This is a genomic window from Haloferax chudinovii (assembly GCF_042663345.1).
GTDB classification, from domain to species: domain Archaea; phylum Halobacteriota; class Halobacteria; order Halobacteriales; family Haloferacaceae; genus Haloferax; species Haloferax chudinovii.
Map to the genome: position 1 here is coordinate 289940 of NZ_JBHTAB010000002.1, position 20248 is coordinate 310187.

The following is a 20248-nucleotide window of genomic DNA, read 5'->3' on the forward strand; positions in this document are numbered from 1 at the left end:
GCCACTCAGTACAGTTCGCAACAGAACGGCGCGAACGCGCCCGTCACGGCCGATTCGAGCGCGTCGGTGCGGGTGAGCCGGCCGCCGGTGAACACGCCCGCCGCGCCCTCGTTTCTCGCGATGTCGTCGGTGCCGAGCACGTCGTCCATCACCGGGCCGAGCTCCTCGCCCGCGTCGATTCGGTCCCCGATGCGGGCGGGAAGCGGGAGGCTCGGCCCCGCCGCGCGGCCGACGCGCTCGCCGTCGGTCACGGCCGCCCACATCACGAGGTACAGGTCGGTCTCGTCCGTGCCGTCGCCGGCCGAGAAGGTCGCAACGCCGCCTTCGATGCCGACGCCGAGGTCGTAGTCGCCGGCGTCGAGCGCCCGCTCAGCGCGGATGACCGCGCCCGCGATGGTCTCGTCGTGGCCCGTCGGCTGTTCGGAGACGCCGGAGTCGACGGCGACCGCCGCCACGGAGGCGTCGGGACAGGTTCGTTCGACCGTGCGCCGCTTCACCGGGTTGCCGCTTCCGACCGCGATGTCCATGTCGGAAGCGCGTCGCCCGGTTATTTCCCTTCGTCGGATTCGGACGGGGTTGCGGCCGCCCACGGGTCGGGGAGGTCGGCGTCGGGGTGCAACAGCCTCGCGAGGCGGTCGACGCCCGAGACGACGGCGGGACTCGGCTGATTGAGAAGCGAGTCGTCGACGGCGTGGACCGCGGCGTCGAGATTCCACCCGCGGGCCTCGAACGCCTCGGGGTCGCCGCGCTCGCCCTTCCCGCAGGGGTGGAGAATCACGTGGTCCGGGTCGGCGGCCGCGACGACCGCGGGGTCGACTTCGGCGGACCGCTCGCCGGGCGCGACGAACGGGGCGGAGCCGCCGGCGGCGCGGACGAGGTCGGGGACCCAGTTGCCCGCGGCCATCGGGGGGTCGGCCCACTCCTCGCAGTAGACGGTCGGCCGGTCGCGGCCGGCGACCGCGTCGGCGACGCGGCCGAGGTGGTCGCGGCAGTCCTCGGCGAGCGTCGCCCCCGCGCCGGCGTCGCCCGCGGCGTCGCAGACGACGGGAAACGAGTCGAACACCTCGTCGAGCGTCGCGGGCGCGACGTGGACCACGTCGTAGCCGCGGTCGCGGGCCGCCGCCGCGACGTCCGACTGGAGGTCGTCGCAGGTGCAGACGGCGTCGGCGTCGAGTTCGTCGACCCGGTCGAAGTCGGGGTTCAGCCAGCCGCCGACGACCGGCTTGTCGGTCGGCGAGTGAACGGTCGCCCCGACGACGTGGGCGTCGAGACCGGCGGCGTCGAGGACGGCCGTCGCGCTCGGAGCGAGCGAGACGACGCGAGGGTTCGCGGCCATGCGTAGTCGTAGCAACGCCCCTTCGCGAAAAGTATGTATCGCGTCACCGGTCGCCGGTGAGCCACCGATGAATCGGCGATGAGCCGCCGAATCCATCACGAACCTCAATCGTCCGTGCGACAGCCTCACACGTGCAAACGCCGCCGCTCGCCGAAAGCGATACCAAACCATTTATGCGGTCGTCTGCGGTTTCTGGTGTTACGGACAGCATCCGGGTTCTAGCCGCCTCTAACACCCCATCCCGGAGCACCCGCCGTCGTATCCATGAGTGAACGAATCTGGACCCGAAACCCCGGCGCACAGGAGCAGGAACAAACCACGCAGAACGGCCGACAGGAGGCCGAGACCGAGCAGGAAGACACGAAGGGCGACACACTGCAGTGCCCCGAGTGCGGCGGTCACGTCGTCACCGACGACGAACACGGCGAGACAGTCTGTAACGACTGCGGCCTCGTCGTGACCGCCGACTCCGTCGACCGCGGCCCCGAGTGGCGCGCGTTCGACGCCCGCGAGAAAGACGAGAAGTCCCGCGTCGGCGCGCCGACGACCAACACGATGCACGACAAGGGGCTGTCGACGAACATCGACTGGCGCGACCGCGACGCGTACGGCAACTCCCTCGGCGCGCGCCAGCGCCAGAAGATGCAACGGCTCCGCAAGTGGAACGAGCGGTTCCGCACCCGCGACTCCAAGGAGCGCAACCTCAAGCAGGCGCTCGGCGAAATCGACCGCATGGCCTCCGCGCTCGGCCTGCCCGAGAACGTCCGCGAGACCGCGTCTGTCATCTACCGCCGCGCGCTCGACGACGACCTGCTCCCGGGTCGTTCCATCGAGGGCGTCGCCACGTCGTGTACCTACGCCGCCGCCCGTATGGCCGGCGTCCCGCGCTCGCTCGACGAAATCGCGGAGGTCTCGCGCGTCGAGAAGAGCGAGGTCGCCCGCACCTACCGATACATCGCGCGCGAGCTCTCGCTTGAGGTCAAGCCCGCGGACCCCGAGCAGTACGTCCCGCGGTTCGCCAGCGAACTCGGCCTCTCCGACGAGTCGAAGATGCGCGCGCGCCAGCTCCTGAAGAACGCCAAGGAGAAGGGCGTCCACTCCGGTAAGTCGCCGGTCGGCCTCGCCGCCGCCGCCGTCTACGCCGCCGCCCTCCTCACCAACGAGAAGACGACGCAGGCCGCCGTCAGCGACGTGGCCGACATCTCCGAGGTCACCATCCGCAACCGCTACCACGAGCTCCTCGAAGCCGAGGAGAACCTCGGCCTCGTCTGAGCGCGCGCGCCGGACGCCCGCGCCGAGTGAGGGTTCGACCGGACGAAACGACTCGATTTTCGCTTATTCGCCCGCCAGCGGCGGCGCTCGACACGATGTCTCCCCTGAGAGTCACACCGCGTGGCCCGGCGACACCGCGGTGACCGCCCCCGCGCCGAGGCGAAGGGTTTTGTTTCGAGGCGAACACGTCCGTACGATGCGCACGACGCACGCCCTCGCGGTGGGCGACGCCGCCGACACCGGACTCGCCGACGAGAGCGTGAACCTCGTCGTCACGTCGCCGCCCTACCCCATGATAGAGATGTGGGACGACCTCTTTTCGGCGCGCGACGACGCCGTCGCGGCGGCGCTCGACGCGGGCGACGGCGACGCCGCCTTCGAGGCGATGCACGAACAGCTCGACGCCGTCTGGGACGAGGTGGCCCGCGTGCTCGCGCCCGGCGGGATGGCCTGCGTGAACGTCGGCGACGCGACCCGGAGCCTCGACGGCTCGTTTCGGCAGTACGCCAACCACGCCCGCGTGCTCACCGCGCTCGCCGAGCGCGGACTGACGCCGCTCCCGGACGCCATCTGGCGCAAGCCGACCAACAGCCTGACGAAGTTCATGGGGTCGGGGACGCTCCCGCCGAACGCCTACGTCACGCTCGAACACGAGTACGTGCTGGTGGTCCGCAAGGGCGACCCGCGGTCGTTCCCGCCGGGCGACGACCGGCGCTACGAGAGCGCCTTCTTCTGGGAGGAGCGCAACCGCTGGTTCTCCGACCTCTGGGAGTTCGGCGGAACCGACCAGCGCCTCGATTCGGGGGCCAGAGAGCGCTCGGCGGCGTTTCCCGTCGAACTGCCGCTTCGCCTGATTCGGATGTACTCCGTCTACGGCGACACCGTCTTCGACCCCTTCGTCGGCACCGGCACCACGACGCTCGCGGCCATGCTCGCGGGCCGGGACTCCGTCGGCTACGACCTCGACGCCGACCTCGTCTCGGGGTTCGAGCGCCGACTCGACGACCTCCCGGAGCGCTCGCGCGCGGAGGTCGAACGCCGACTCGACGCCCACCGGGAGTTCGTCGCCGACCGCGACGAACGACCCGGTCACGACGCCGAACGCTACGACTTCCCGGTCGTGACGAACCAGGAGCGTCGCATCCGCCTGTATCGCGTGTCGTCGGTCGAGGCGTCGGCCGACGGGGCGAACCGCGAGTTCGTCGTCGAACACGAACCGTTCGACGGGGCAGAGGCGGCCGAGTCGTCGGAGCGGCCCGAACTCTCGGAAGACCCGACGACCGACTGAGTTCGGAACGCTCGAATTCGGGGGTTCAGATACATGCCGGCGTGCTTCGGTACGAGTTAACCGACTGTCCGACAATCCAGACGTTTAAGAGCGCGGACGACGACGCCAACGAACAATGCCCGATGCTCGTCGTCGCGCCGTCGTCGCCGCCCTCGTCGGCGTGGTTGGTGCCTCGCTCGGAATCGCCGGGGCGGGGCACGTCTACCTCCGCGAGTGGCGACGCGCGGTCGCGTGGTTCACCTTCGTCTTCGGCGCGGCGCTGGTGTTGCTCTCGACGTTCGCCGACCCGGCGACCGTGACGGTGGACTCGCTCCCCAGAGAGGTGCTGTTCCCCGTCGTCGGACTGCTGGTTCTGAGCGCGCTCGACGCCTACCGCGTCGGGCGTCGCCCGCGGGGTCGCAACGCGAACGGCGAGCCGACCTGCCCGGTCTGCGGCGGCGAACTCGACCGGAACCTCGACTTCTGTCCGTGGTGTGCGACGGAACTCGAATGGTACACGGTCGACGGATAGAGAAGGGCGACGAACGCCGGCCGCCGCGCGCGACGCTGAGTTCGACTTCGAAAAAACGTTCCTCCGTCGGTTACTTCTCGATGATGCTCTCTTCGACCGCCTCGCCGAAGTGGCGAGCCGTATCTTCGTAGTAGATGAGCATCTCGTCGCCGGGTTCGAGGTCGGTGACCGCGGTCCGGCCCTCGCGGGTGTGGACCTTGATCGTCTCGGCGTTCTGGAGGAGCGTCGTGACGCGGTCGCCCTCGTAGTCCGCGGAGATGCGGAACATCGGCCGCTTTTCGATCTTCACGCGCCCGACGATGGCCTCGCGGGTGTTGCCGTTCGTGTCGATGAGCTGTACCTCGTCGCCGCTTTCGAGTTCGGAGAGATAGACCGTGCCGCCGTCGGGGGTCCGCGCGTAGGCGTGGACCGCGCCGGCGTTGACCCTGAACGGCCGAGACGCGACGTACGGAGACTTCGCCGTCTCGGCGTGGACAAAGAACAGGCCGCGAGCCATCGAGCCGACGAGCATCCCCTCGTCGTGGTTCATGATGGTGCCGGTGTCGACGCAGACGCGGTCGGCCATGCCCGTGCGTTCGACCTCCGTGACCTCGGCCCACACGAGGTCGAGCGACTCGCGTTCGGCCTCGTCGCGGACCTCGACGGTCTTTCGAATCTCGTCGGGGTCGTCGCTGTCGAGGAGGACGCCGTCGGAGCCGAGTTCGAGCGTCTCGAAGGCCGTCTTGGCCTCCTCGGCGGTCGTGACGCCCGCGATGAGGTCGGTCTCCTCGCCGATGCGGGCGATGAGGTTCTCCAGCGGGATGATGGTCCAATCCTCGCCGATGACGATGGTGTAGTCGCCGTCGCGGGCGGCCTCCTCGGCGAACGCCTCGTAGTCCTTGCTCAGGATGCGGACGTACGACCCGTTGGTGTGGTCGTCGCCGCGGCGGAGCGTCGTCAGGTCGGCAGACCCGGAGAAGTCCGAGGGGAGTTCGACGGTCGCGTCGCCCTCGCCGTCCTTGCCGACGATGTAGGCGTCGGCGAGCGCCGCGGGCTCTCCGTCGTCTTCCTCTGCTTCCATCACGTGGACGTCCGCGTCGGTCCGGAACGCGGCGACGTTGACGTCGCCGAGTTCGCGCACCGTCTCAACGTCGGCCTCGTCGACGAGGACCCAGTCGACGCCGGCTTCCAGTCCGGCCGTGATGCGTCGCTTCCGCGTCTCCCAGTCGCCGACCGCGTCGTCGGCTTTGAGCCAGACGCTTCGTGTCATTATCGACTTCACTCGGTGGGCGGGCTTGAACGTGGCGAATGAATCAACGGACGGCGAACGGGTCGCGGCGAGACGGTGCGGACGCGTTCTGCTATTCTGTATCGCGTTATGGTGTTTATTTGGCTGGCGGAGACACGATTCAACCCGGATTCGAGCCTGCCGGCGCGAGTCGAAGGTTCGGCGGGCGAGTGTTCAGTGGGCGAGTGTTCGGCGGCGGGGTCAGCCGCGACGGTCAGTCCGGGAACCGAGCCAACCGTATCGGCCCGGAGTCCGTTCGGCCGGCCGACGCTCTCCGGGTTCGGAAGGCGAACCGACCGGGTCGTCGGGAGGCGGTCGGCTCACGGAACATCGGTCGGGAGTCGCCACGCGCACCCCGGTTTGTCGCACGAAACTCCTTGCGGTGGGAAAGACGCACGTCCGTCAGCCGACATCGACGCGGAGGGTCGCGACCCCCTCGCGTTCCGGGAACGGTACGCCGCCGACACGGGCAACGGGGGCAATCGAACGCGGGGTTCGAGCCCGAACGCTCGGCGAGCGTCGCGCGGAGAGTCGGGTGCGCGGGTCAGCCGAGAGTCGTCGAGAAACACCGACCACCTCCGCGTGGGTCGTCCCTCGACTGAATCCGCAATCGGTAAATCAATTACGGCGATATGAAATCAGTCGCGATACGCGTCCAGCCCCGTTTGGACCGCGCCGCGCTCGTGGTCGAGAAGTGCGCGCTTCAGGTCGACGCCGCCGGCCGCGGAGAAGCCGCCGAGAGAGTCAGCGCCGACGACGCGGTGACACGGGACGACGACCGGGACCGGATTCCGCCCGCAAGCCTGTCCGACGGCGACCGCGTGGCTGTCGAGTTCCGCCGCGACCTCACCGTAGGTGCGCGTCTCGCCGTGCGGAATCGACGCCATGACGCGCATCACCTCGCCGGTAACGGAGTCGGGAAACCGAACCTCGATATCGAACTCGCGGCGCTCCCCGCGTTCGTACTCCGCGAGTTGTTCTCGGAGCGAGTCGGCAGAACACCCGACGAGCCGGTCGTCCACGTCGACCGCGAACCCCCACATCGTGACGCGCATGGGCGGAGTACGGACTCGGCGGGTATCTATCTATAGGCCGTCGAACGAAGCCGAAAAGCGTCGGAACGCCGCGAGCCGCGTTACGCCTCGATGCCGAGTCCGGCGCGTTCGAGCGCGGTGTCCACGTCTGCGTCGTCGTGGATGACGGCGCTCACGGCGCGGGTGATGGCCTCGGGGTTCTCGTGCTGGAAGATAGAGCGACCCATGGAGACGCCGGCCGCGCCGGCGTCCATCGTGCCGCGGACCATCTCGACCGTCTCGCGGTCGGTGCCGCGACTGCCGCCGGCGATGACGACCGGCAGGCGCGTGGCCTCGACGACGCGACCGAAGGAGTCGGGGTCACCGCTGTAGGCGGTCTTCACCACGTCGGCACCGACCTCCTCGGCGAGGCGGACGGCGTGGGCGAGCGCCTCGGGGTCCTGTTCGTCGATGCCGGGGCCCCGAGCGTAGGACATCGCGAGGACGGGAACGCCGAAGTCGGCGGCGCGGGAACAGAGGTCGGCGAGTTGCGTCATCTGGTCGGGCTCGTAGTTCGAGCCGACGTTGATGTGGAATGAGACGGCGTCGGCACCCACGCGGAGGGCGTCTTCGACGGTCCCGGTGAGTCGCTTGTCGTTTTCGTCCGGGCCGATGACCGTCGAGCCGTTTACGTGGACGATGTAGCCTTTGCCGTTCTTGTTCGGGTGGACGCGCGGCGCGGTGCCCTTGTGCGTGAGGACGGCGTCGGCGCCGCCGCGCGTGATGCCGTCGATGGTGGATTCGATGTCGACGAGGCCCGTAACCGGGCCGAGGGTGATGCCGTGGTCCATCGGGACGATGAGGTATCGCCCGTCTGTGGAGATGCGTTCGAGTCGTGCGGAGAGTCCGATATCTGTGTTCATGTATGAGAAAGGGTGGCAGAGTGGTTATGTGCGTTCCGGATGCGGTGGGCGTTGCGACGCGCCCGCCACCGCCCCGTCTTTAAGTTCGCGGGCGAGCGCTTCGAGGCGGTCGGCGACGGTTTTCGCGTCGTCGCCGTTCTCGTGACCCCCGGCGACGTCGTCAGACGCGGTCTGACGAGCTGTCCCTTCGGCAACGATGTCCACGAGCGCGCTCCCGACGATGATGCCGTCTGCGCCGCTCGCGACGATGCGCTCGGCGTGGTCGCCGCTACTGATGCCGAAGCCGACCGCCTTGGGCACGTCGTAGTCTGCGAGTCGTTCGAGCGACGAGCCGGTCTGGTCGGAGACGCTCGACTGCGCGCCCGTCGTGCCGAGGCGCGCCTGCACGTAGACGTAGCCCGAGACCTGTTCCATCATGCGGTCGAGGCGGTCGCCGCGGGTCGTCGGCGCGACGATGAACACGAGGTCGAGGCCGAACTCGTCGCAGGCCTCGCGGAGCGGGCCGGCCTCCTCGGCCGGCAGGTCGGGGACGACGAAGCCCTCGATACCGACCTCGGCGGCCTTCTCGACGAACGGCCGCGGACCGTTACTCACGGTTTCACCGCTCGTATTCGAGGCGCGTTGCGCCTCGCTCTCGTCGCCGTAGCGGTAGATGAGGTTGTAGTAGGTCATACAGACCAGCGGCACCGACACGTCGAGATCCTCGACGAACTCGAAAAAGCGCGTCGGCGTCATCCCGCCTTCGAGCGACCGAACCACCGCGTTCTGGATGGTCGGCCCCTCGGCGATGGGCTCCGAGAACGGAAGCCCGAGTTCGATGATATCCGCGCCGCCGCGGTCGAGCGCCTCGACGTATTCGAGCGAGGACTCGTAGTCGGGGTCGCCGGCGGCGAGGTACGGAATGAACGCCGGCCCGTCGGCGAAGGCGTCTTCGAGCGACATCACAGCCCCCCCGTGAACTCGTCCATGTTCGGTGCGATGTCGATGTCGCGCTCGTAAGTCTCCTCGATGGCCGATTCGAGATCTTTGTCGCCGCGGCCGGAGACGTTGACCACGACGTACTTGCCGAGGTCGTCCGCTTCCTCGGAGTCGGGCGCGTCGGGACCGACGACCGATTCGAGGTAGCCGAACGCGTGAGCCGACTCCAGCGCGGGGATGATGCCCTCCATCTGGGAGAGCCGGTGGAACGCGGTCAGCGCCTCGTCGTCGTCGACGTTGACGGCGGTGACGCGGCCGGTGTCGACGAGGTGCGCGAGTTCGGGGCCGACGCCGGCGTAGTCGAGACCCGATGACACCGAGTGCGACTCCATAATCTGGCCGTCGCGGTCCTGTAGGAGTCGGGTTCGCGCGCCGTGGAGAATGCCTTCCGTCCCGGTCGTGAGCGACGCCGAGTTGGGCGCGACGCCGGCTTCCTCGTCGACTTCGAGCGTCGAGCCGCCGGCCTCGACGGCGTAGAGCGCGGTCTCCTCGTCGTCGACGAACTCGGCGAACGCGCCCATCGTGTTCGAGCCGCCGCCCGCGCAGGCGACGACGGCGTCGGGGAGCCGACCCAGTTTCTCTCTGGCCTGCGTGCGGGCCTCCTCGGAGATGACCGACTGGAAGTCCCGGACCATGCTCGGGAACGGGTGCGGGCCGACGACGGAGCCGATGACGTAGTGGGTGTCCTCGACGTTGGTCGCCCAGTCGCGCATCGTCTCGGAGATGGCCTCCTTGAGCGTGCCGCGGCCGACGGTGACGGGGTTCACCTCCGAGCCGTTGAGCTTCATCCGGAAGACGTTGGGGCGCTGGCGGTTGATGTCGCGTTCGCCCATGTAAATCTCGCAGGGCATATCGAGGTGCGCGCAGGCCATCGCCGTGGCGGTGCCGTGCTGGCCCGCGCCGGTCTCGGCGATGATGCGCTCTTTGCCCATGTACTTCGCCAAGAGGACCTGCCCGAGGGCGTTGTTGAGCTTGTGCGCGCCGCCGTGGAGGAGGTCCTCGCGCTTGAGGTAGACCTCGCGGCCGTAGCGCTCGGAGAGCCGGTCCGCGCGCTGGAGGGGCGTCGGACGCCCGCCGAAGTCCCGCAGTCGCGCGCGGAAGTCGTCCATGAAGCCGTCTTCGTTGTCGAGGACGTACCGCTCGTAAGCGTCGGTCAGTTCCTCGATGGCCGGCATGAGGGCCTCGGGAACGTACTGTCCGCCGTAGTCGCCGAATTTGCCGTCTGCGCTCATTGTGTGAGTGTCTCCGTGTTCTGTCGCACGTCGCCGTCCATGATGGCCGTCCCGACGAGGAGGGCGTCGGCACCGGCCCCGCGCATCCGCCGCGCGTCTTCGACCGTCTTCACGCCGCTTTCGGCCACGAGGAGCACGTCCTCGGGCGCTTCGGGCGCGAGTTCCTCGAACGTTCCGAGGTCGACTTCGAGCCGTCCGAGGTCGCGGTTGTTGATGCCGATGATGTCCGCGCCGGCCGCGAGCGCCGCCGTGAGTTCCTCGCGCGTGTGGACCTCTACGAGCGGCTGGAAGCCGCGGTCGCGGGCCGCCTCGACGAGGTCCGAGAGGTCGTCGCGTTCTCCCGGGCCTCGCTCGCTCGAATCGTCCGCGGAACGCCGTTCCGCGCTATCGACGAACCGCGCGATGAGGAGCACGAGGTCGGACTCGACGACGTCCAGTTGGGCCTCGTGCATGATGAAGTCCTTGCGGAGGACGGGCACGTCGACGGCCTCGCGGATGCGTCGAAGCGACTCGACGGAGCCGCCGAAGTGCTCGGGTTCGGTGAGGACCGACAGCGCCGTCGCGCCGCCGGCGACCATCTCGCGGGCCAGTTCGACCGGGTCGTCCTCGCGGACGCCCTCGGTCGTCGGACTCGTGGGCTTCACCTCGGCGATGACGGGGACCCGGCCCGCGGCCTCCGTTTCGGCCACGGCCTCGGGGAAGGACCGCGCGTCGACCGACACGCGGGTCTCCCCGCCGGGTCGCTCCCGCGCGGCCTCCAGGATGGCGCGCACGTCGGGAGCTAATTCGTCTCCACTAGCGTTCATTAATGTACACTAACGCACGTATCTGTACATAAGACTTGCGTCGGCGGGGACACTCACCGTCTCTCGCGTACTCGCGCTCGCGGGCGAGCGCGGGCTGTTAAAGGGGCGAACCCCCACGCCGTCGCCGGAAGGGTCAAGCCTCCGGCGACGGGAGCCGAACGTATGCCCGTCTCGGGAATCTACGCGCGCGAATCGTCGACGCTCGGCCGCCCCGTGCAGGTCGGCGTGGTCAGCGGGAAGGTCATCGACGTCTCGTTTCCGAACTCAGTGCCGGCGGACGCCGAGTCCGACCACGACCACCTCGACGCCGTGTTGGCCGCCATCGACCGGGGCGAGACGGACCTCTCGTCGGTCCCTATCGGCCTGACCGTCCCGACCGACCAGCGGAGCGTGTTGGAGTCCCTGCGGAACGTCCCGCGGGGTGACACGGTCGACGTGGGCCTGCTCGTCCGTATGGCCGGCCTCGACCCCAAAGACGACGACTCGGAGCGCGTCGTCCGCGAGGCGCTCGCGGCGAACCCGGTCCCGGTCGTCGTCCCCGACCACCGGGTGACAGACGGCCCGAGCGCCGCCCCCGACGACGTGGTCGAGGCGCTCCGGACGTCCGAAGGAATCTGAGTTTCGCTACGTTTCGGCGACACCATCGCCGCCGAGCTCAGAACGGCATCGCGTCGGTCTCGCGGCGGAGCGCGAGGTAGCCGAGCAGGCCGCCGAGGAGGAACAGCGTGCTGGCGAGTCCGACCGACTGGACGCCGGTCGCGAGCTCGGCGAACTGCGAGAGCCCCGCGAGGACGAAGCCGCCGCCGGCGACGTACGTGAGTTTGCTGTCGACCGGCGTCCGGAGCGTGACGACGCCGAGGAGGACCGCCGTCAGCCCGAAGGCGGCGTCGGCGGCGAGTCGGAGCGTCGGGTTCCCCGTGGCGAACGCCGCGACGACGAGCGCCAGATAGCCGATGAGCCCCGCCTGCGTCAACTGCCGCGTGTCGATGTCCATACCGGCTACGCGTGGTGCGGACACTTGAACGCATCCCCGCGCCGCGGCCGCGACGGCGGGTGTTCTGCGGTCGTCGCCGACGCCGACGCGGCGACGCCCCGCTACCAGCCGAACAGCTCGTGGCCCGCGAACTCCAGCGCGTTCACGAGGTAGTGGGCGACGACCACGACCAGCAGGCTCTCGGTGAGGACGAACGCCGCCGCGAGAACGAACCCGAGGAGGCCGGTGACGATGATGCCGAGGCGGCCCTGCGCTCCGTGGCCCGCGCCGAAGGCGGCCGACGACACGGCCGCCATGAGCCACGGCGACACGCCGAAGCCGGCGGCGACCGCTCCCACGAGCGCACCCCGGAACAACAGCTCCTCGAAGCCGGCGATGAGGGGAAGCGCGACCGCGAACAGGAACACCCACCCCGCGGTGGTCCGCGGCGTCAACGACTCGCGGACCGCCTCGTCGGGCGCGATGCCGAATCGCTCGCTGACCGTCGAGCCGACCCGGTTGGCCCCGTAGAGCGCGATGCCGAGCGCAACGCCGAGAGCGAGCTTCGTCGGGAGCGCGTCGACGGCGAAGCCGAGCGCCGCGGCCGGGACGCCAGCGTACCACGCACCGAGACCGAGAAAGCCGCCGAGGAACGCCTGCGAGAGCGCGACGTTAGCGAGCAGGAGGTGCGGCGGAAGGTCCCCGGCGGACGCGGGGCGCTCCGAGGCGGCCGAGACAGGGGCCGCGGTGACGCCGGGCGGGGTCGCCCGGTCGGACTCGGGTTCGGAACCGGCCGTCGCGTCGGGGTCGGCGTCGTCCGCACCGTCGCCCCCGGCGAGCGTCGGCGGCTCGGGTCGCGGCGACGCGTCGGTCGAACCGACCGAAAAAGAGGCCAGCGAAACGGTGTCGGGGTCGGCCGACCCGTCGGAATCGGCCGGTTCGGCGGGAGGCGAAACGGGGTCGTCCGGCGTATCGACTCGGGCGTTTTGGGCGGGGTCGGAGTCAGCGTCGTCGGGCGCGGCGGGCGCGGCGGAGCCGGTCCCCTCAGCGTGCGGGACGCCGCGAGAAAAGTGCGCGAGAGAGAGTAAGACGGCGAGGACGAGGCCGGTGAAGCCCGCAAACGCCGCCCAATCGGTCATCCGGCGTTACTGCGGGCTGGGGCTGGACGGCCCTTTGACGCCCTGACCCTTGTTGAGGGCGGAGCCGGTGATGCTCTTGAGGCGGTCCACGAGCGAGTCCTTCTCGGGTTCGCCTTCGAGGGCGACGTCGAGGACCTCGCTGATGTGCGAGACGGGGATGATGTCGACCATCTCCTTGTACTCGTCTTCGATCATCACGTCCTGCTCGTTGGCGGCGGGGATGATGACCGTCGAACAGCCGGCCTTCGCGGCGGCCTCGATCTTGTGGGTGACGCCGCCGACCGGGAGCACGTCGCCGCGCACCGACAGCGAGCCGGTCATGGCGACCGACTGGTCGATGGGGATGTCCTCCAGCGCGGAGATGACGGCGGTCGCGACCGTGATGGACGCGGAGTCGCCGTCGACGCCCTGCTGGCCGGTCTGGACGAACTGCACGTGCACGTCCATCTCCGAGAGGTCCTGGTTGGAGAACTTCTTGATGATGGCCGAGACGTTCTGGACGGACTCTTCGGCCATCTCCTTGAGCTGGCCGGTCGCGATGACCTGACCGGGGCCCTGCGAGGGCGTGACTTCGGCCATCACGGGGAGCATGATGCCCGAGTCCTCGCCCATGACGGCGAGGCCGTTGACGCGGCCGGTGACGAAGCCGTCGTTGACCGACAGCTCGTAGTCCTTGCGGCGCTCGATGTACTGGTCCGCGATCTGCTGTTCGATGGAGCGCGCGCGGCGCTTGGCCTGGAGCACGTGGTCGCGGGTGGTCAGCTCGGCGTCCTCGCCGCGGGCGATGTCGCCGGCGACGCGGACGAGGCCGCCGAGGTTACGGAACTCGAGGGTGAGGTGGCCCTTGCGGCCGGCGCGGCGGCGGGCTTCGAGGATGAGCTCTTCGACCGCCTCCTCGGTGAAGTGCGGGAGCCGCCCGTCGTTGGTGACCTCTTGGGCCACGAAGCGCGCGTACTTGCGGCGCATCTCGGGGGTGTCCTGGATGGTGTCGTCCATGTACACCTCGTACCCGTACCCCTTGATACGGGAGCGGAGCGCGGGGTGCATGTTCTCCATCGCGTCGAGGTTACCCGCGGCGATCATGATGAAGTCCGTCGGGACGGGTTCGGTCTGGACCATCGCGCCCGAAGAGCGCTCGGACTGGCCCGTGATGGAGAACTCGCCCTCCTGAATGGCCGTCATCAGGTGCTGCTGACTGCGCACGTCGAGGGTGTTGATCTCGTCGACGAACAGGACGCCCTTGTTCGACTTGTGAATCGCGCCGGGTTCGACGCGGTCGTGGCTGGGCGTCTCCATGCCGCCGGACTGGAACGGGTCGTGGCGGACGTCGCCGAGGAGCGCACCCGCGTGAGCGCCCGTCGCGTCTTGGAACGGCGCGGACTTCTGGTCGGCGTTGTTCACGATGAGGTTCGGAATCATCGCGTCGCTTCCGCGCGAGCCGTAGCGGAACGCGAGGTAGATGATACCCGCGGCGAGGATGCCGAGCAGGACCTGCTGGGCGATGATGAGCGAGTAGCCCAGCACGACCGCGATAATAATCCACATGAGGAACGAGCGCATCTGGTTGCGCTTGCGTGCCTCTTCTTTGTGCGCCTCGACGATCTGGTCACCCTTGCCCGCGGGGACCGTGCGGACCTTGGGGCGATTGCCGTCGTCGGGGTTGTGGTAGACGAGCACGTCCTGTAGCTCCTCGCGGGGGAGAAGCTCGGACATCGCCTTGGCGAGCATCGACTTCCCCGTCCCCGGGGAGCCGATCATCATGACGTGGCGGCGCTGTTTGGCCGCCTTCATGATGACGTCGCGGGCGTGCTCCTGCCCGATGACCTGGTCGACGAGGCGGTCCGGGACGGGAATCTCGTCGGTCGTCTCTATCTGGAGACCACCGAGGAGGTCGTCCTCGTCCACGTTCTCGGCCACGTCGGCGTCGATTTCGACATCGCTCCCGAGGTCGTCTATCGTCTTCTTGTCGACCTCTTCGGCCTCGTCGTGCTGGAGCGTCCCCCCGTCGTCGATACCCTCTTCCGAGGGCGCGTCGTCGGGTGAATCCTCCCGCTCGTGGAGGCTGTCGTCGGTGTTCGTATCGTTACTCATAGAACTGTCGTCGCTACTTCTAACGTAGGCCCTGCGACTGATATACTTTCTCCCCGGGTGCATCCGGCGTACCTTGCCGTAACCTCGGGTTTCGACCGCCCTACCACCGGAATACCGTGATTTTCGTGACTCGGCGTATTTATAAGTAATCCGGACTAACGGCCGACGCATGCGGGGGTTCTACATCGGCCGCTTCCAGCCGTACCACAACGGCCACCACCGAATGGTCGAAGAGATTGCCACCGAAGTCGACGAACTCGTCCTCGGCATCGGGTCCGCGGGCGACTCGCACTCGCCGCGGAACCCGTTTACCGCGGGCGAGCGAATCATGATGGTCAACAAGGCCGTCTCCGACTTCGACATCACGACCTACGCGGTCCCCATCGAGGACCTCGACCGCAACTCGGTGTGGGTCAGCCACGTCCAATCGATGTCCCCCGCGTTCGAGGTGGCGTACTCTAACAACCCGCTCGTCATCCAACTGTTCACAGAGGCGGGCGTCGAGGTCCACCAGTCCCCCATGTTCAACCGCGAGGTGCTGGAGGGCACGGAGGTCCGCCAACGCATGATAGAAGACCGCGACTGGGAGTCGCTCGTCCCCGACGAGGTGGCCGACGTGGTCCGCGAAATCGACGGCATCGAGCGCCTCCAGCGCGTCACGGCCACCGACGGCTCGGAACGCGTCGGCGACGACGACCGGGACCCGAACCCCTGTTGAGATGATAACGCTCGCGTCCGACTTCGGGCTCGCCTACCCCGCCGCGATGAAGGGCGTCGTCCTCTCGCGGACCGACGCGAGACTCGTGGACGTGGCCCACGACCTCCCGCGACAGGACGTTCGCGCGGCCGCCTTCTGGCTCCGCGAGACGCTTCCGTACTTCCCGCCGGCGGTCCACCTCGTCGTGGTCGACCCCGGCGTCGGCACCGACCGCCGCGCGGTCGTCCTCCGGGTCGGCGACCACGTCTTCGTCGGCCCCGACAACGGCGTCCTCCGTCCGCCGGCGAGGCGCGTTGCCGCCGAACTCGCCGACGACGCAGGCATCGAGGCGTACGAAATCGACGTTCCGAACCCCGACTCGACGACCTTCCACGGGCGGGACGTGTTCGCGCCCGCGGCCGCCGACGCCCACGTCGCCGGCGCGTCGGCGCTGGCGTCGGTCGACCGGTTCGAGCGGGTTCCCGTCGGCTCGCTCGCCGAGTGCCGCCTCCCCGAGGCGACCGTCTCGGCCGACGGCCGCGAGGCGACCGGCGAGGTGCTCGTCGTCGACGACTTCGGCAACTGCATCACCAACGTTCCGGGCGCGTTCGTGCGCGACGCGGCGGGAGACCACGCGACCGTGAACGGCGAGTCGGTGCCGGTCGGCCGCACCTTCGAGGCCGTCCCGCGCGGCGAGCGACTGGTCACCGTCGGCAGTCACGGCAACGTCGAGTGCGACGTGAACCACGGCCGCGGCGACGAGGCGTTCGACCTCGCGCCCGGCGACCGCGTCGAACTCCGGGTCGACTGATGGGGGTCGCCGCTCTCGCCTCCGGTTCCGTTTCCGGTGCCGTTTCCGTTCCCGCCACGGTCGCCGTCCCCGAAATCGACCCCTTCGCGGTGATGAACGTCGTCGGCCTCGTCGCGTTCGCGGTCGCGGGGGCGCTCAAGGCCGCCGAGGCCGGCCTCGACGTGTTCGGCGTCTCCGTGCTCGGCATCGTGACCGCCCTCGGCGGCGGGACGACCCGCGACGTGCTCGTGGACCGACTACCCGCCTCGCTGGCGGGGACGTGGGACATGAGCGTCGCGCTCGTCGGCGTCGCTCTCGCAATCGTCCTCATCCACTCGATAGAAGGGCGCGTCCGCGACCACCCGGGGTTCCTGACCACCGACGCGGTCGGGCTGTCGGCGTTCGCGGCGACCGGCGCGCTCGTCGGCGTCGACGCCGGCGTCACCGCGTTCGGCGTCGTCATCCTCGCGACCATCACGGCCGTCGGCGGCGGCTCAATCGCCGACATCCTCATCGGGCGCGTGCCGGTCGTCCTCCGCGACGACTTCTACGCGACGCCCGCGGTCGTCGGCGGCCTCGTCTTCCTCGCCGCCCGCGCGGTCGGCGCGCCGACCGGCGTCCCCTCGGGAGTGTGCGCCGCGGTCGTCTTCTCGGTGCGGGTGCTCGCGCTCCGCTACGACTGGCGGCTCCCGCGCGTCTGAGGCCGGGACTGGGAGCGCGCGGAGAACCCCTAAAGCTCGTGTTCCACGCGCCGCTCGGCCGAGCGGACCTCGTCTGCGATGCTCTGGCGCTCGAAGTAGAGCACCTCGACGCCCACGACGACCACCGCGAGCGCGAGGACCGTCCAGAACGTCCCGCGCTCGGCGTCGAACAGGTGCCACAGGAGCGCGGCCGCCGAGCCAATTCCGCCGACGGTCCCGACCGCGGGAATCACGGCCGTCGCGAGCTCCTCGCGCTCCCGGAACGCGAGAAGCGAGAGGCCGCCGAAGATGCTGATGAACGCGAGCGACGCGAACGAGCTGATGGCGTCGAGGCTCCCGAGGAAGGCGAACCCGGCCGCGAGCACGCCGAGCGTCACGAGCGGGCGAATCGGTTCGTCGGCGGACTCGTCGCGGAGTCGACTCGGGAGCAGGTCGTCGGCGACGAGGCGCTTCGAGAGCCGCGCGGAGCTGAACAGCGTGGCGTTGATGGCGCTCCCCGTCGAGAACAGCGCCGCGACCGAGATGAGGACGAACCCGGCCTGCCCGAGAAACGGCCGGGCGGCGACCGCGAGCGCGGTCTCGGCGTGCCGTTGGATGGCGTCGATGCCGGCGAGGTTAGTCGTGACGAGCGCCACCAAGATGTACAGAGCCGTCGCGCCCGCGATGGAGATATAAATCGCCTTCCTGACGGTCTCGCGGGGGTCGGCGATGTTCTCTTGGTCGAACAGCAGGAGCTCCCAGCCCTCGAAGGCGACGAAGGAGACCGCCGCGGCGACGAGCGGGCCGATGCCGAGGTTCGACAGGCCGAAGCCGAGGCCGCCGTGGGTCGCGCCGTAGGCGACGCCGCCGACGCCGAACACGAGCAGGATGGCGACCTTGAGGCCGACCAGCACGTCTTCGGCCCGCCCCGAGGCGTGCGCCCCGAAGACGTTGAGGCTCACGAACGCGGCGACGGTGAGCGCGGAGACGAACGGCTGTACCGAGGCCGACGCGACCGTCGAGACACCGGTGAGTTCGACGAAGTAGCCGCCGAAGGCGTAGGCGTACATCGCCATCGTCCCGACGTAGCCGAAGACGAACGTCCAGCCCACGACGCCCGCGAGCGTGGTGTTATCGTCGGTGAACCGCTCGACGTAGCCGACGGGCGACCGCGGCGACTCGCACAGACTGTTCAGTCGAAGCAATGAGTAGCCGGCACAGACCGCGAGCACGCCGGCGACGACGAACGCCGCCCACGCGAGGGTCCCGGCCGCGCCGGCGACGACGCCGAGCACGGCGAAGATACCCCCGCCGACCATTCCACCAATCGCCATCGACACGGCTTCCGGAAGCCCGACTTCGTCGGACATGGAGTGCAGTTCGACGCTCGCGACGGAAGAACGTAGCGGCCAGTTGATAGCTGTCCGTTCGGCGGCGCGGCTCCGGGGCAATCGTCTGCGGGCGGCACGACCGCGGAAGGCGACACGAAGTGGCCCGGCGACGGAGCGCGTCGCCGGTGGGTGGGGTGTGGGGTGAGGTGTTCTGCGGGCGGGTCGGTTACTTGGCGGCGATGACGTCGTCGATGCGGACGATCATCGTCGCGGCCTCGGTCGCGGACTCGATGGCTTCGCGCTTGACCGCGACGGGGTCGATGACGCCGAGTTCGACGGGGTCGCCGATTTCGCCGGAGCGACCCGACGAGATGATGCCGGCGATGCCCTCCTTCTCGTAGCGGGCGCGGAGGTCGACGAGCGCATCGATGGGGTCCATGCCGGTGTTCTCGGCGAGGGTGCGCGGGAGCGCCTCGACGGCGTCAGCGTAGGCCTCGACGGCCAGTTGCTTGCGGCCCTCGATGCCGGCGGCCTCCGAGCGGATGCGGTCGGCGATGGCGATTTCGGTCGCGCCCGCGCCGGGGACGACGCCGCCCTTGTCGATGGCGGCGACGACCACGTCGACGGCGTCCTCGATGGCGCGTTCGAGCTCGTCGACGACGTGTTCGGTGCCGCCGCGGAGGAACAGCGTGACGGCCTTGGCCGCCGCGCCGCCCTCGACGAACGCGAGGTCGTCGTCGCCGAAGGTGCGGATGCTCACGGAGTCGACGCGGCCGAGGTCGGAGTCGTCGAGCTCCGAAAGCGAGCCGAGGCGCTTCGCGCCGGTCGCGCGGGCGAGGGCGCGAGCGTCGGACTTCTTGACGCTCTTGAACGCGAGGATGCCCGCGTCGGCGAGGAAGCCCGCGACGCGGTCGTCGATGGACTTGGTGCAGAACACCACGTCGACGCCGGCGTCCGAGAGGGCCTTCGCGTAGCCGCGGAGTTCGCTGTCCTCGGCGTCGATGGCCGCGGTGAGCTGGTCGACGGACGTGATGTTGTACTCGGTGTCGACCTCGCTCTTGCGAACGTCGAGTGTCATGTCGAGGACCGCGACGGTCGCGTCGGCGACGGACCGGGGCATGTTCTCGTTGACGGGTTCCTTGTCGAGGACGACGCCCGCGACGAGTTCGGTCGCCGAGGAGGACGCGCCCGTGCGGGTGAGCACGCGAACGTCGTCGCGGTGGAAGGCACCGCTGTCGTCCTCGTGGACCATCCGGACCGCCTTGACGACGTGTTTGGCGAGCACGTCGGCGGTCACGTCGCCGGTTCCCTTGCCGGTCATCGACGATTCGGCGACCTTCCGAAGCAGGTCGTCGTCGAGGGCCGCGTCGAGGACCATGTCGTCGATGGCGTCTTGGGCGATGCGGGCGGCCTCGGTGTAGCCCTCGACGATGACCGTCGGGTGGAGGTCGTCGTCGAGGAGGTCTTCGGCGTGCGCGAGGAGTTCGCCGGTGAGGACGGCCGCGGTGGTCGTGCCGTCGCCGACCTCCTCCTCTTGGGTCTGGGAGACTTCGACGATCATCTGCGCGGCGGGGTGCTCGATGTCCATCTTCTCCAGGATGGTCGCGCCGTCGTTCGTGATGACGACCTCGCCCGAGGAGTCGACGAGCATCTTGTCCATACCGCGCGGGCCGAGCGTGGTCCGTACGGCTTCGGCGACCGCCTTCCCCGCGCGGATGTTGGAGTCCTGTGCGGAGCGGCCGTGCGTTCGGTTCGACCCCTCTGCGAGAATATATAATGGTTGTTGCATTCGTGAAGCCATGTTGAAACCTCAACCGCTATCAACGATTGCAGTTCTATAAATACGTTTCGGCGGGAGTGCGCTACGAAATCGCACGACAGGGCGACGCTTTTCCGAATCCCGGAGGAGACGACCGCGGAC

General features: G+C 69.1%; 20 protein-coding genes. 7 read left to right on the forward strand and 13 right to left on the reverse strand.

The features are described from left to right. Positions 1 to 5 precede the first annotated feature (5 nt). Both yjjX and ACFQI8_RS05675 read right to left on the reverse strand, forming a co-directional pair. Positions 6 to 527 carry an inosine/xanthosine triphosphatase gene (yjjX, locus tag ACFQI8_RS05670; protein ID WP_390243311.1) on the reverse strand — a complete coding sequence of 174 codons (522 nt, stop codon included), beginning with the start codon at positions 525 to 527 and terminating at the stop codon, positions 6 to 8. Positions 528 to 547: 20 nt separating this feature from the next. Next, positions 548 to 1336 carry a helical backbone metal receptor gene (locus ACFQI8_RS05675; RefSeq protein ID WP_390243312.1) on the reverse strand — a complete coding sequence of 263 codons (789 nt, stop codon included), beginning with the start codon at positions 1334 to 1336 and terminating at the stop codon, positions 548 to 550. A 264-nt stretch (positions 1337 to 1600) separates the two neighbouring features. On the opposite strand from ACFQI8_RS05675, the gene ACFQI8_RS05680 reads away from it, so the two are divergent. The 3 genes from ACFQI8_RS05680 to ACFQI8_RS05690 all read left to right on the forward strand — a co-directional run bounded on the left by ACFQI8_RS05680 (position 1601) and on the right by ACFQI8_RS05690 (position 4407). Then, positions 1601 to 2608: a transcription initiation factor IIB gene (locus tag ACFQI8_RS05680; protein ID WP_390243313.1), complete on the forward strand. Its 1008-nt coding sequence runs from the start codon at positions 1601 to 1603 to the stop codon at positions 2606 to 2608. Between the two features lie 196 nt (positions 2609 to 2804). Beyond that, a complete protein-coding gene (locus ACFQI8_RS05685) occupies positions 2805 to 3896 on the forward strand; it encodes a DNA-methyltransferase (protein ID WP_390243314.1) in 1092 nt (363 codons plus the stop codon). A 115-nt stretch (positions 3897 to 4011) separates the two neighbouring features. Beyond that, the gene (locus tag ACFQI8_RS05690) at positions 4012 to 4407 is read left to right on the forward strand and encodes a DUF7575 domain-containing protein (RefSeq protein ID WP_390243315.1); all 396 of its coding nucleotides are present in this window, start codon (positions 4012 to 4014) and stop codon (positions 4405 to 4407) included. 70 nt (positions 4408 to 4477) lie between these two features. Here ACFQI8_RS05690 and ACFQI8_RS05695 read toward each other — a convergent pair whose 3' ends face one another. From ACFQI8_RS05695 to trpC, 6 genes are all read right to left on the reverse strand, one after another. Beyond that, a complete protein-coding gene (locus ACFQI8_RS05695) occupies positions 4478 to 5656 on the reverse strand; it encodes a 3-dehydroquinate synthase II (RefSeq protein ID WP_390243316.1) in 1179 nt (392 codons plus the stop codon). A 656-nt stretch (positions 5657 to 6312) separates the two neighbouring features. After that, a complete protein-coding gene (locus tag ACFQI8_RS05700; protein WP_390243317.1) occupies positions 6313 to 6729 on the reverse strand; it encodes a methylated-DNA--[protein]-cysteine S-methyltransferase in 417 nt (138 codons plus the stop codon). 80 nt (positions 6730 to 6809) lie between these two features. Continuing rightward, complete coding sequence (locus ACFQI8_RS05705) at positions 6810 to 7610, reverse strand: 2-amino-3,7-dideoxy-D-threo-hept-6-ulosonate synthase (RefSeq protein WP_390243318.1); 801 nt, start codon at positions 7608 to 7610, stop codon at positions 6810 to 6812. A 24-nt stretch (positions 7611 to 7634) separates the two neighbouring features. After that, complete coding sequence (gene trpA / locus ACFQI8_RS05710) at positions 7635 to 8552, reverse strand: tryptophan synthase subunit alpha (RefSeq protein ID WP_390243319.1); 918 nt, start codon at positions 8550 to 8552, stop codon at positions 7635 to 7637. Further along, positions 8552 to 9820 carry a tryptophan synthase subunit beta gene (trpB, locus tag ACFQI8_RS05715; RefSeq protein ID WP_390243320.1) on the reverse strand — a complete coding sequence of 423 codons (1269 nt, stop codon included), beginning with the start codon at positions 9818 to 9820 and terminating at the stop codon, positions 8552 to 8554. The genes trpA and trpB overlap by 1 nt, the downstream gene beginning before the upstream one ends. Further along, a complete protein-coding gene (trpC, locus tag ACFQI8_RS05720) occupies positions 9817 to 10626 on the reverse strand; it encodes an indole-3-glycerol phosphate synthase (RefSeq protein ID WP_390243321.1) in 810 nt (269 codons plus the stop codon). The genes trpB and trpC overlap by 4 nt, the downstream gene beginning before the upstream one ends. Positions 10627 to 10788: 162 nt before the next feature. Here trpC and ACFQI8_RS05725 point away from each other — a divergent pair, with 162 nt between their 5' ends. Further along, on the forward strand, positions 10789 to 11244 hold the full coding sequence (locus ACFQI8_RS05725; protein ID WP_390243323.1) for an MGMT family protein: 456 nt from the start codon (positions 10789 to 10791) through the stop codon (positions 11242 to 11244). Between the two features lie 37 nt (positions 11245 to 11281). Here the strand turns inward: ACFQI8_RS05725 and ACFQI8_RS05730 are convergent, their stop codons facing one another. From ACFQI8_RS05730 to lonB, 3 genes are all read right to left on the reverse strand, one after another. Further along, the gene (locus ACFQI8_RS05730) at positions 11282 to 11620 is read right to left on the reverse strand and encodes a hypothetical protein (RefSeq protein WP_390243324.1); all 339 of its coding nucleotides are present in this window, start codon (positions 11618 to 11620) and stop codon (positions 11282 to 11284) included. Positions 11621 to 11721: 101 nt separating this feature from the next. After that, on the reverse strand, positions 11722 to 12738 hold the full coding sequence (locus ACFQI8_RS05735) for a CPBP family intramembrane glutamic endopeptidase (RefSeq protein WP_390243325.1): 1017 nt from the start codon (positions 12736 to 12738) through the stop codon (positions 11722 to 11724). 6 nt (positions 12739 to 12744) lie between these two features. Beyond that, positions 12745 to 14829, reverse strand: coding sequence for an ATP-dependent protease LonB (lonB, locus tag ACFQI8_RS05740; RefSeq protein WP_390243326.1), 2085 nt, complete (start codon positions 14827 to 14829; stop codon positions 12745 to 12747). A gap of 169 nt (positions 14830 to 14998) precedes the next feature. Between lonB and ACFQI8_RS05745 the strand changes: the two genes are divergently transcribed. The 3 genes from ACFQI8_RS05745 to ACFQI8_RS05755 are packed head-to-tail and all read left to right on the forward strand — an operon-like array spanning position 14999 to position 17017. Further along, positions 14999 to 15547, forward strand: coding sequence for a nicotinamide-nucleotide adenylyltransferase (locus ACFQI8_RS05745; RefSeq protein WP_390243328.1), 549 nt, complete (start codon positions 14999 to 15001; stop codon positions 15545 to 15547). 1 nt (position 15548) lies between these two features. Continuing rightward, positions 15549 to 16337, forward strand: a complete 789-nt coding sequence (locus tag ACFQI8_RS05750; RefSeq protein ID WP_390243329.1) for an SAM hydrolase/SAM-dependent halogenase family protein — start codon at positions 15549 to 15551, stop codon at positions 16335 to 16337. Continuing rightward, positions 16337 to 17017 carry a trimeric intracellular cation channel family protein gene (locus ACFQI8_RS05755; protein ID WP_390243331.1) on the forward strand — a complete coding sequence of 227 codons (681 nt, stop codon included), beginning with the start codon at positions 16337 to 16339 and terminating at the stop codon, positions 17015 to 17017. The genes ACFQI8_RS05750 and ACFQI8_RS05755 overlap by 1 nt, the downstream gene beginning before the upstream one ends. Before the next feature lie 29 nt (positions 17018 to 17046). Here ACFQI8_RS05755 and ACFQI8_RS05760 read toward each other — a convergent pair whose 3' ends face one another. Further along, positions 17047 to 18366, reverse strand: a complete 1320-nt coding sequence (locus ACFQI8_RS05760; RefSeq protein ID WP_390243332.1) for an APC family permease — start codon at positions 18364 to 18366, stop codon at positions 17047 to 17049. Positions 18367 to 18553: 187 nt separating this feature from the next. Continuing rightward, positions 18554 to 20116 (reverse strand): thermosome subunit alpha, encoded by a 1563-nt coding sequence (gene thsA / locus ACFQI8_RS05765; protein ID WP_390243334.1) that lies wholly within the window; start codon positions 20114 to 20116, stop codon positions 18554 to 18556. Between the last annotated feature and the right edge of the window lie 132 nt (positions 20117 to 20248).

Excerpts from the sequence above, each read along its gene's own strand:
- yjjX (WP_390243311.1), bottom strand. The coding sequence starts at position 527 with ATGGACATCGCGGTCGGAAGCGGCAACCCGGTGAAGCGGCGCACGGTC.
- ACFQI8_RS05675 (WP_390243312.1), bottom strand. The coding sequence starts at position 1,336 with ATGGCCGCGAACCCTCGCGTCGTCTCGCTCGCTCCGAGCGCGACGGCC.
- ACFQI8_RS05680 (WP_390243313.1), top strand. The coding sequence starts at position 1,601 with ATGAGTGAACGAATCTGGACCCGAAACCCCGGCGCACAGGAGCAGGAA.
- ACFQI8_RS05685 (WP_390243314.1), top strand. The coding sequence starts at position 2,805 with ATGCGCACGACGCACGCCCTCGCGGTGGGCGACGCCGCCGACACCGGA.
- ACFQI8_RS05690 (WP_390243315.1), top strand. The coding sequence starts at position 4,012 with ATGCCCGATGCTCGTCGTCGCGCCGTCGTCGCCGCCCTCGTCGGCGTG.
- ACFQI8_RS05695 (WP_390243316.1), bottom strand. The coding sequence starts at position 5,656 with ATGACACGAAGCGTCTGGCTCAAAGCCGACGACGCGGTCGGCGACTGG.
- ACFQI8_RS05700 (WP_390243317.1), bottom strand. The coding sequence starts at position 6,729 with ATGCGCGTCACGATGTGGGGGTTCGCGGTCGACGTGGACGACCGGCTC.
- ACFQI8_RS05705 (WP_390243318.1), bottom strand. The coding sequence starts at position 7,610 with ATGAACACAGATATCGGACTCTCCGCACGACTCGAACGCATCTCCACA.
- trpA (WP_390243319.1), bottom strand. The coding sequence starts at position 8,552 with ATGTCGCTCGAAGACGCCTTCGCCGACGGGCCGGCGTTCATTCCGTAC.
- trpB (WP_390243320.1), bottom strand. The coding sequence starts at position 9,820 with ATGAGCGCAGACGGCAAATTCGGCGACTACGGCGGACAGTACGTTCCC.
- trpC (WP_390243321.1), bottom strand. The coding sequence starts at position 10,626 with ATGAACGCTAGTGGAGACGAATTAGCTCCCGACGTGCGCGCCATCCTG.
- ACFQI8_RS05725 (WP_390243323.1), top strand. The coding sequence starts at position 10,789 with ATGCCCGTCTCGGGAATCTACGCGCGCGAATCGTCGACGCTCGGCCGC.
- ACFQI8_RS05730 (WP_390243324.1), bottom strand. The coding sequence starts at position 11,620 with ATGGACATCGACACGCGGCAGTTGACGCAGGCGGGGCTCATCGGCTAT.
- ACFQI8_RS05735 (WP_390243325.1), bottom strand. The coding sequence starts at position 12,738 with ATGACCGATTGGGCGGCGTTTGCGGGCTTCACCGGCCTCGTCCTCGCC.
- lonB (WP_390243326.1), bottom strand. The coding sequence starts at position 14,829 with ATGAGTAACGATACGAACACCGACGACAGCCTCCACGAGCGGGAGGAT.
- ACFQI8_RS05745 (WP_390243328.1), top strand. The coding sequence starts at position 14,999 with ATGCGGGGGTTCTACATCGGCCGCTTCCAGCCGTACCACAACGGCCAC.
- ACFQI8_RS05750 (WP_390243329.1), top strand. The coding sequence starts at position 15,549 with ATGATAACGCTCGCGTCCGACTTCGGGCTCGCCTACCCCGCCGCGATG.
- ACFQI8_RS05755 (WP_390243331.1), top strand. The coding sequence starts at position 16,337 with ATGGGGGTCGCCGCTCTCGCCTCCGGTTCCGTTTCCGGTGCCGTTTCC.
- ACFQI8_RS05760 (WP_390243332.1), bottom strand. The coding sequence starts at position 18,366 with ATGTCCGACGAAGTCGGGCTTCCGGAAGCCGTGTCGATGGCGATTGGT.
- thsA (WP_390243334.1), bottom strand. The coding sequence starts at position 20,116 with ATGCAACAACCATTATATATTCTCGCAGAGGGGTCGAACCGAACGCAC.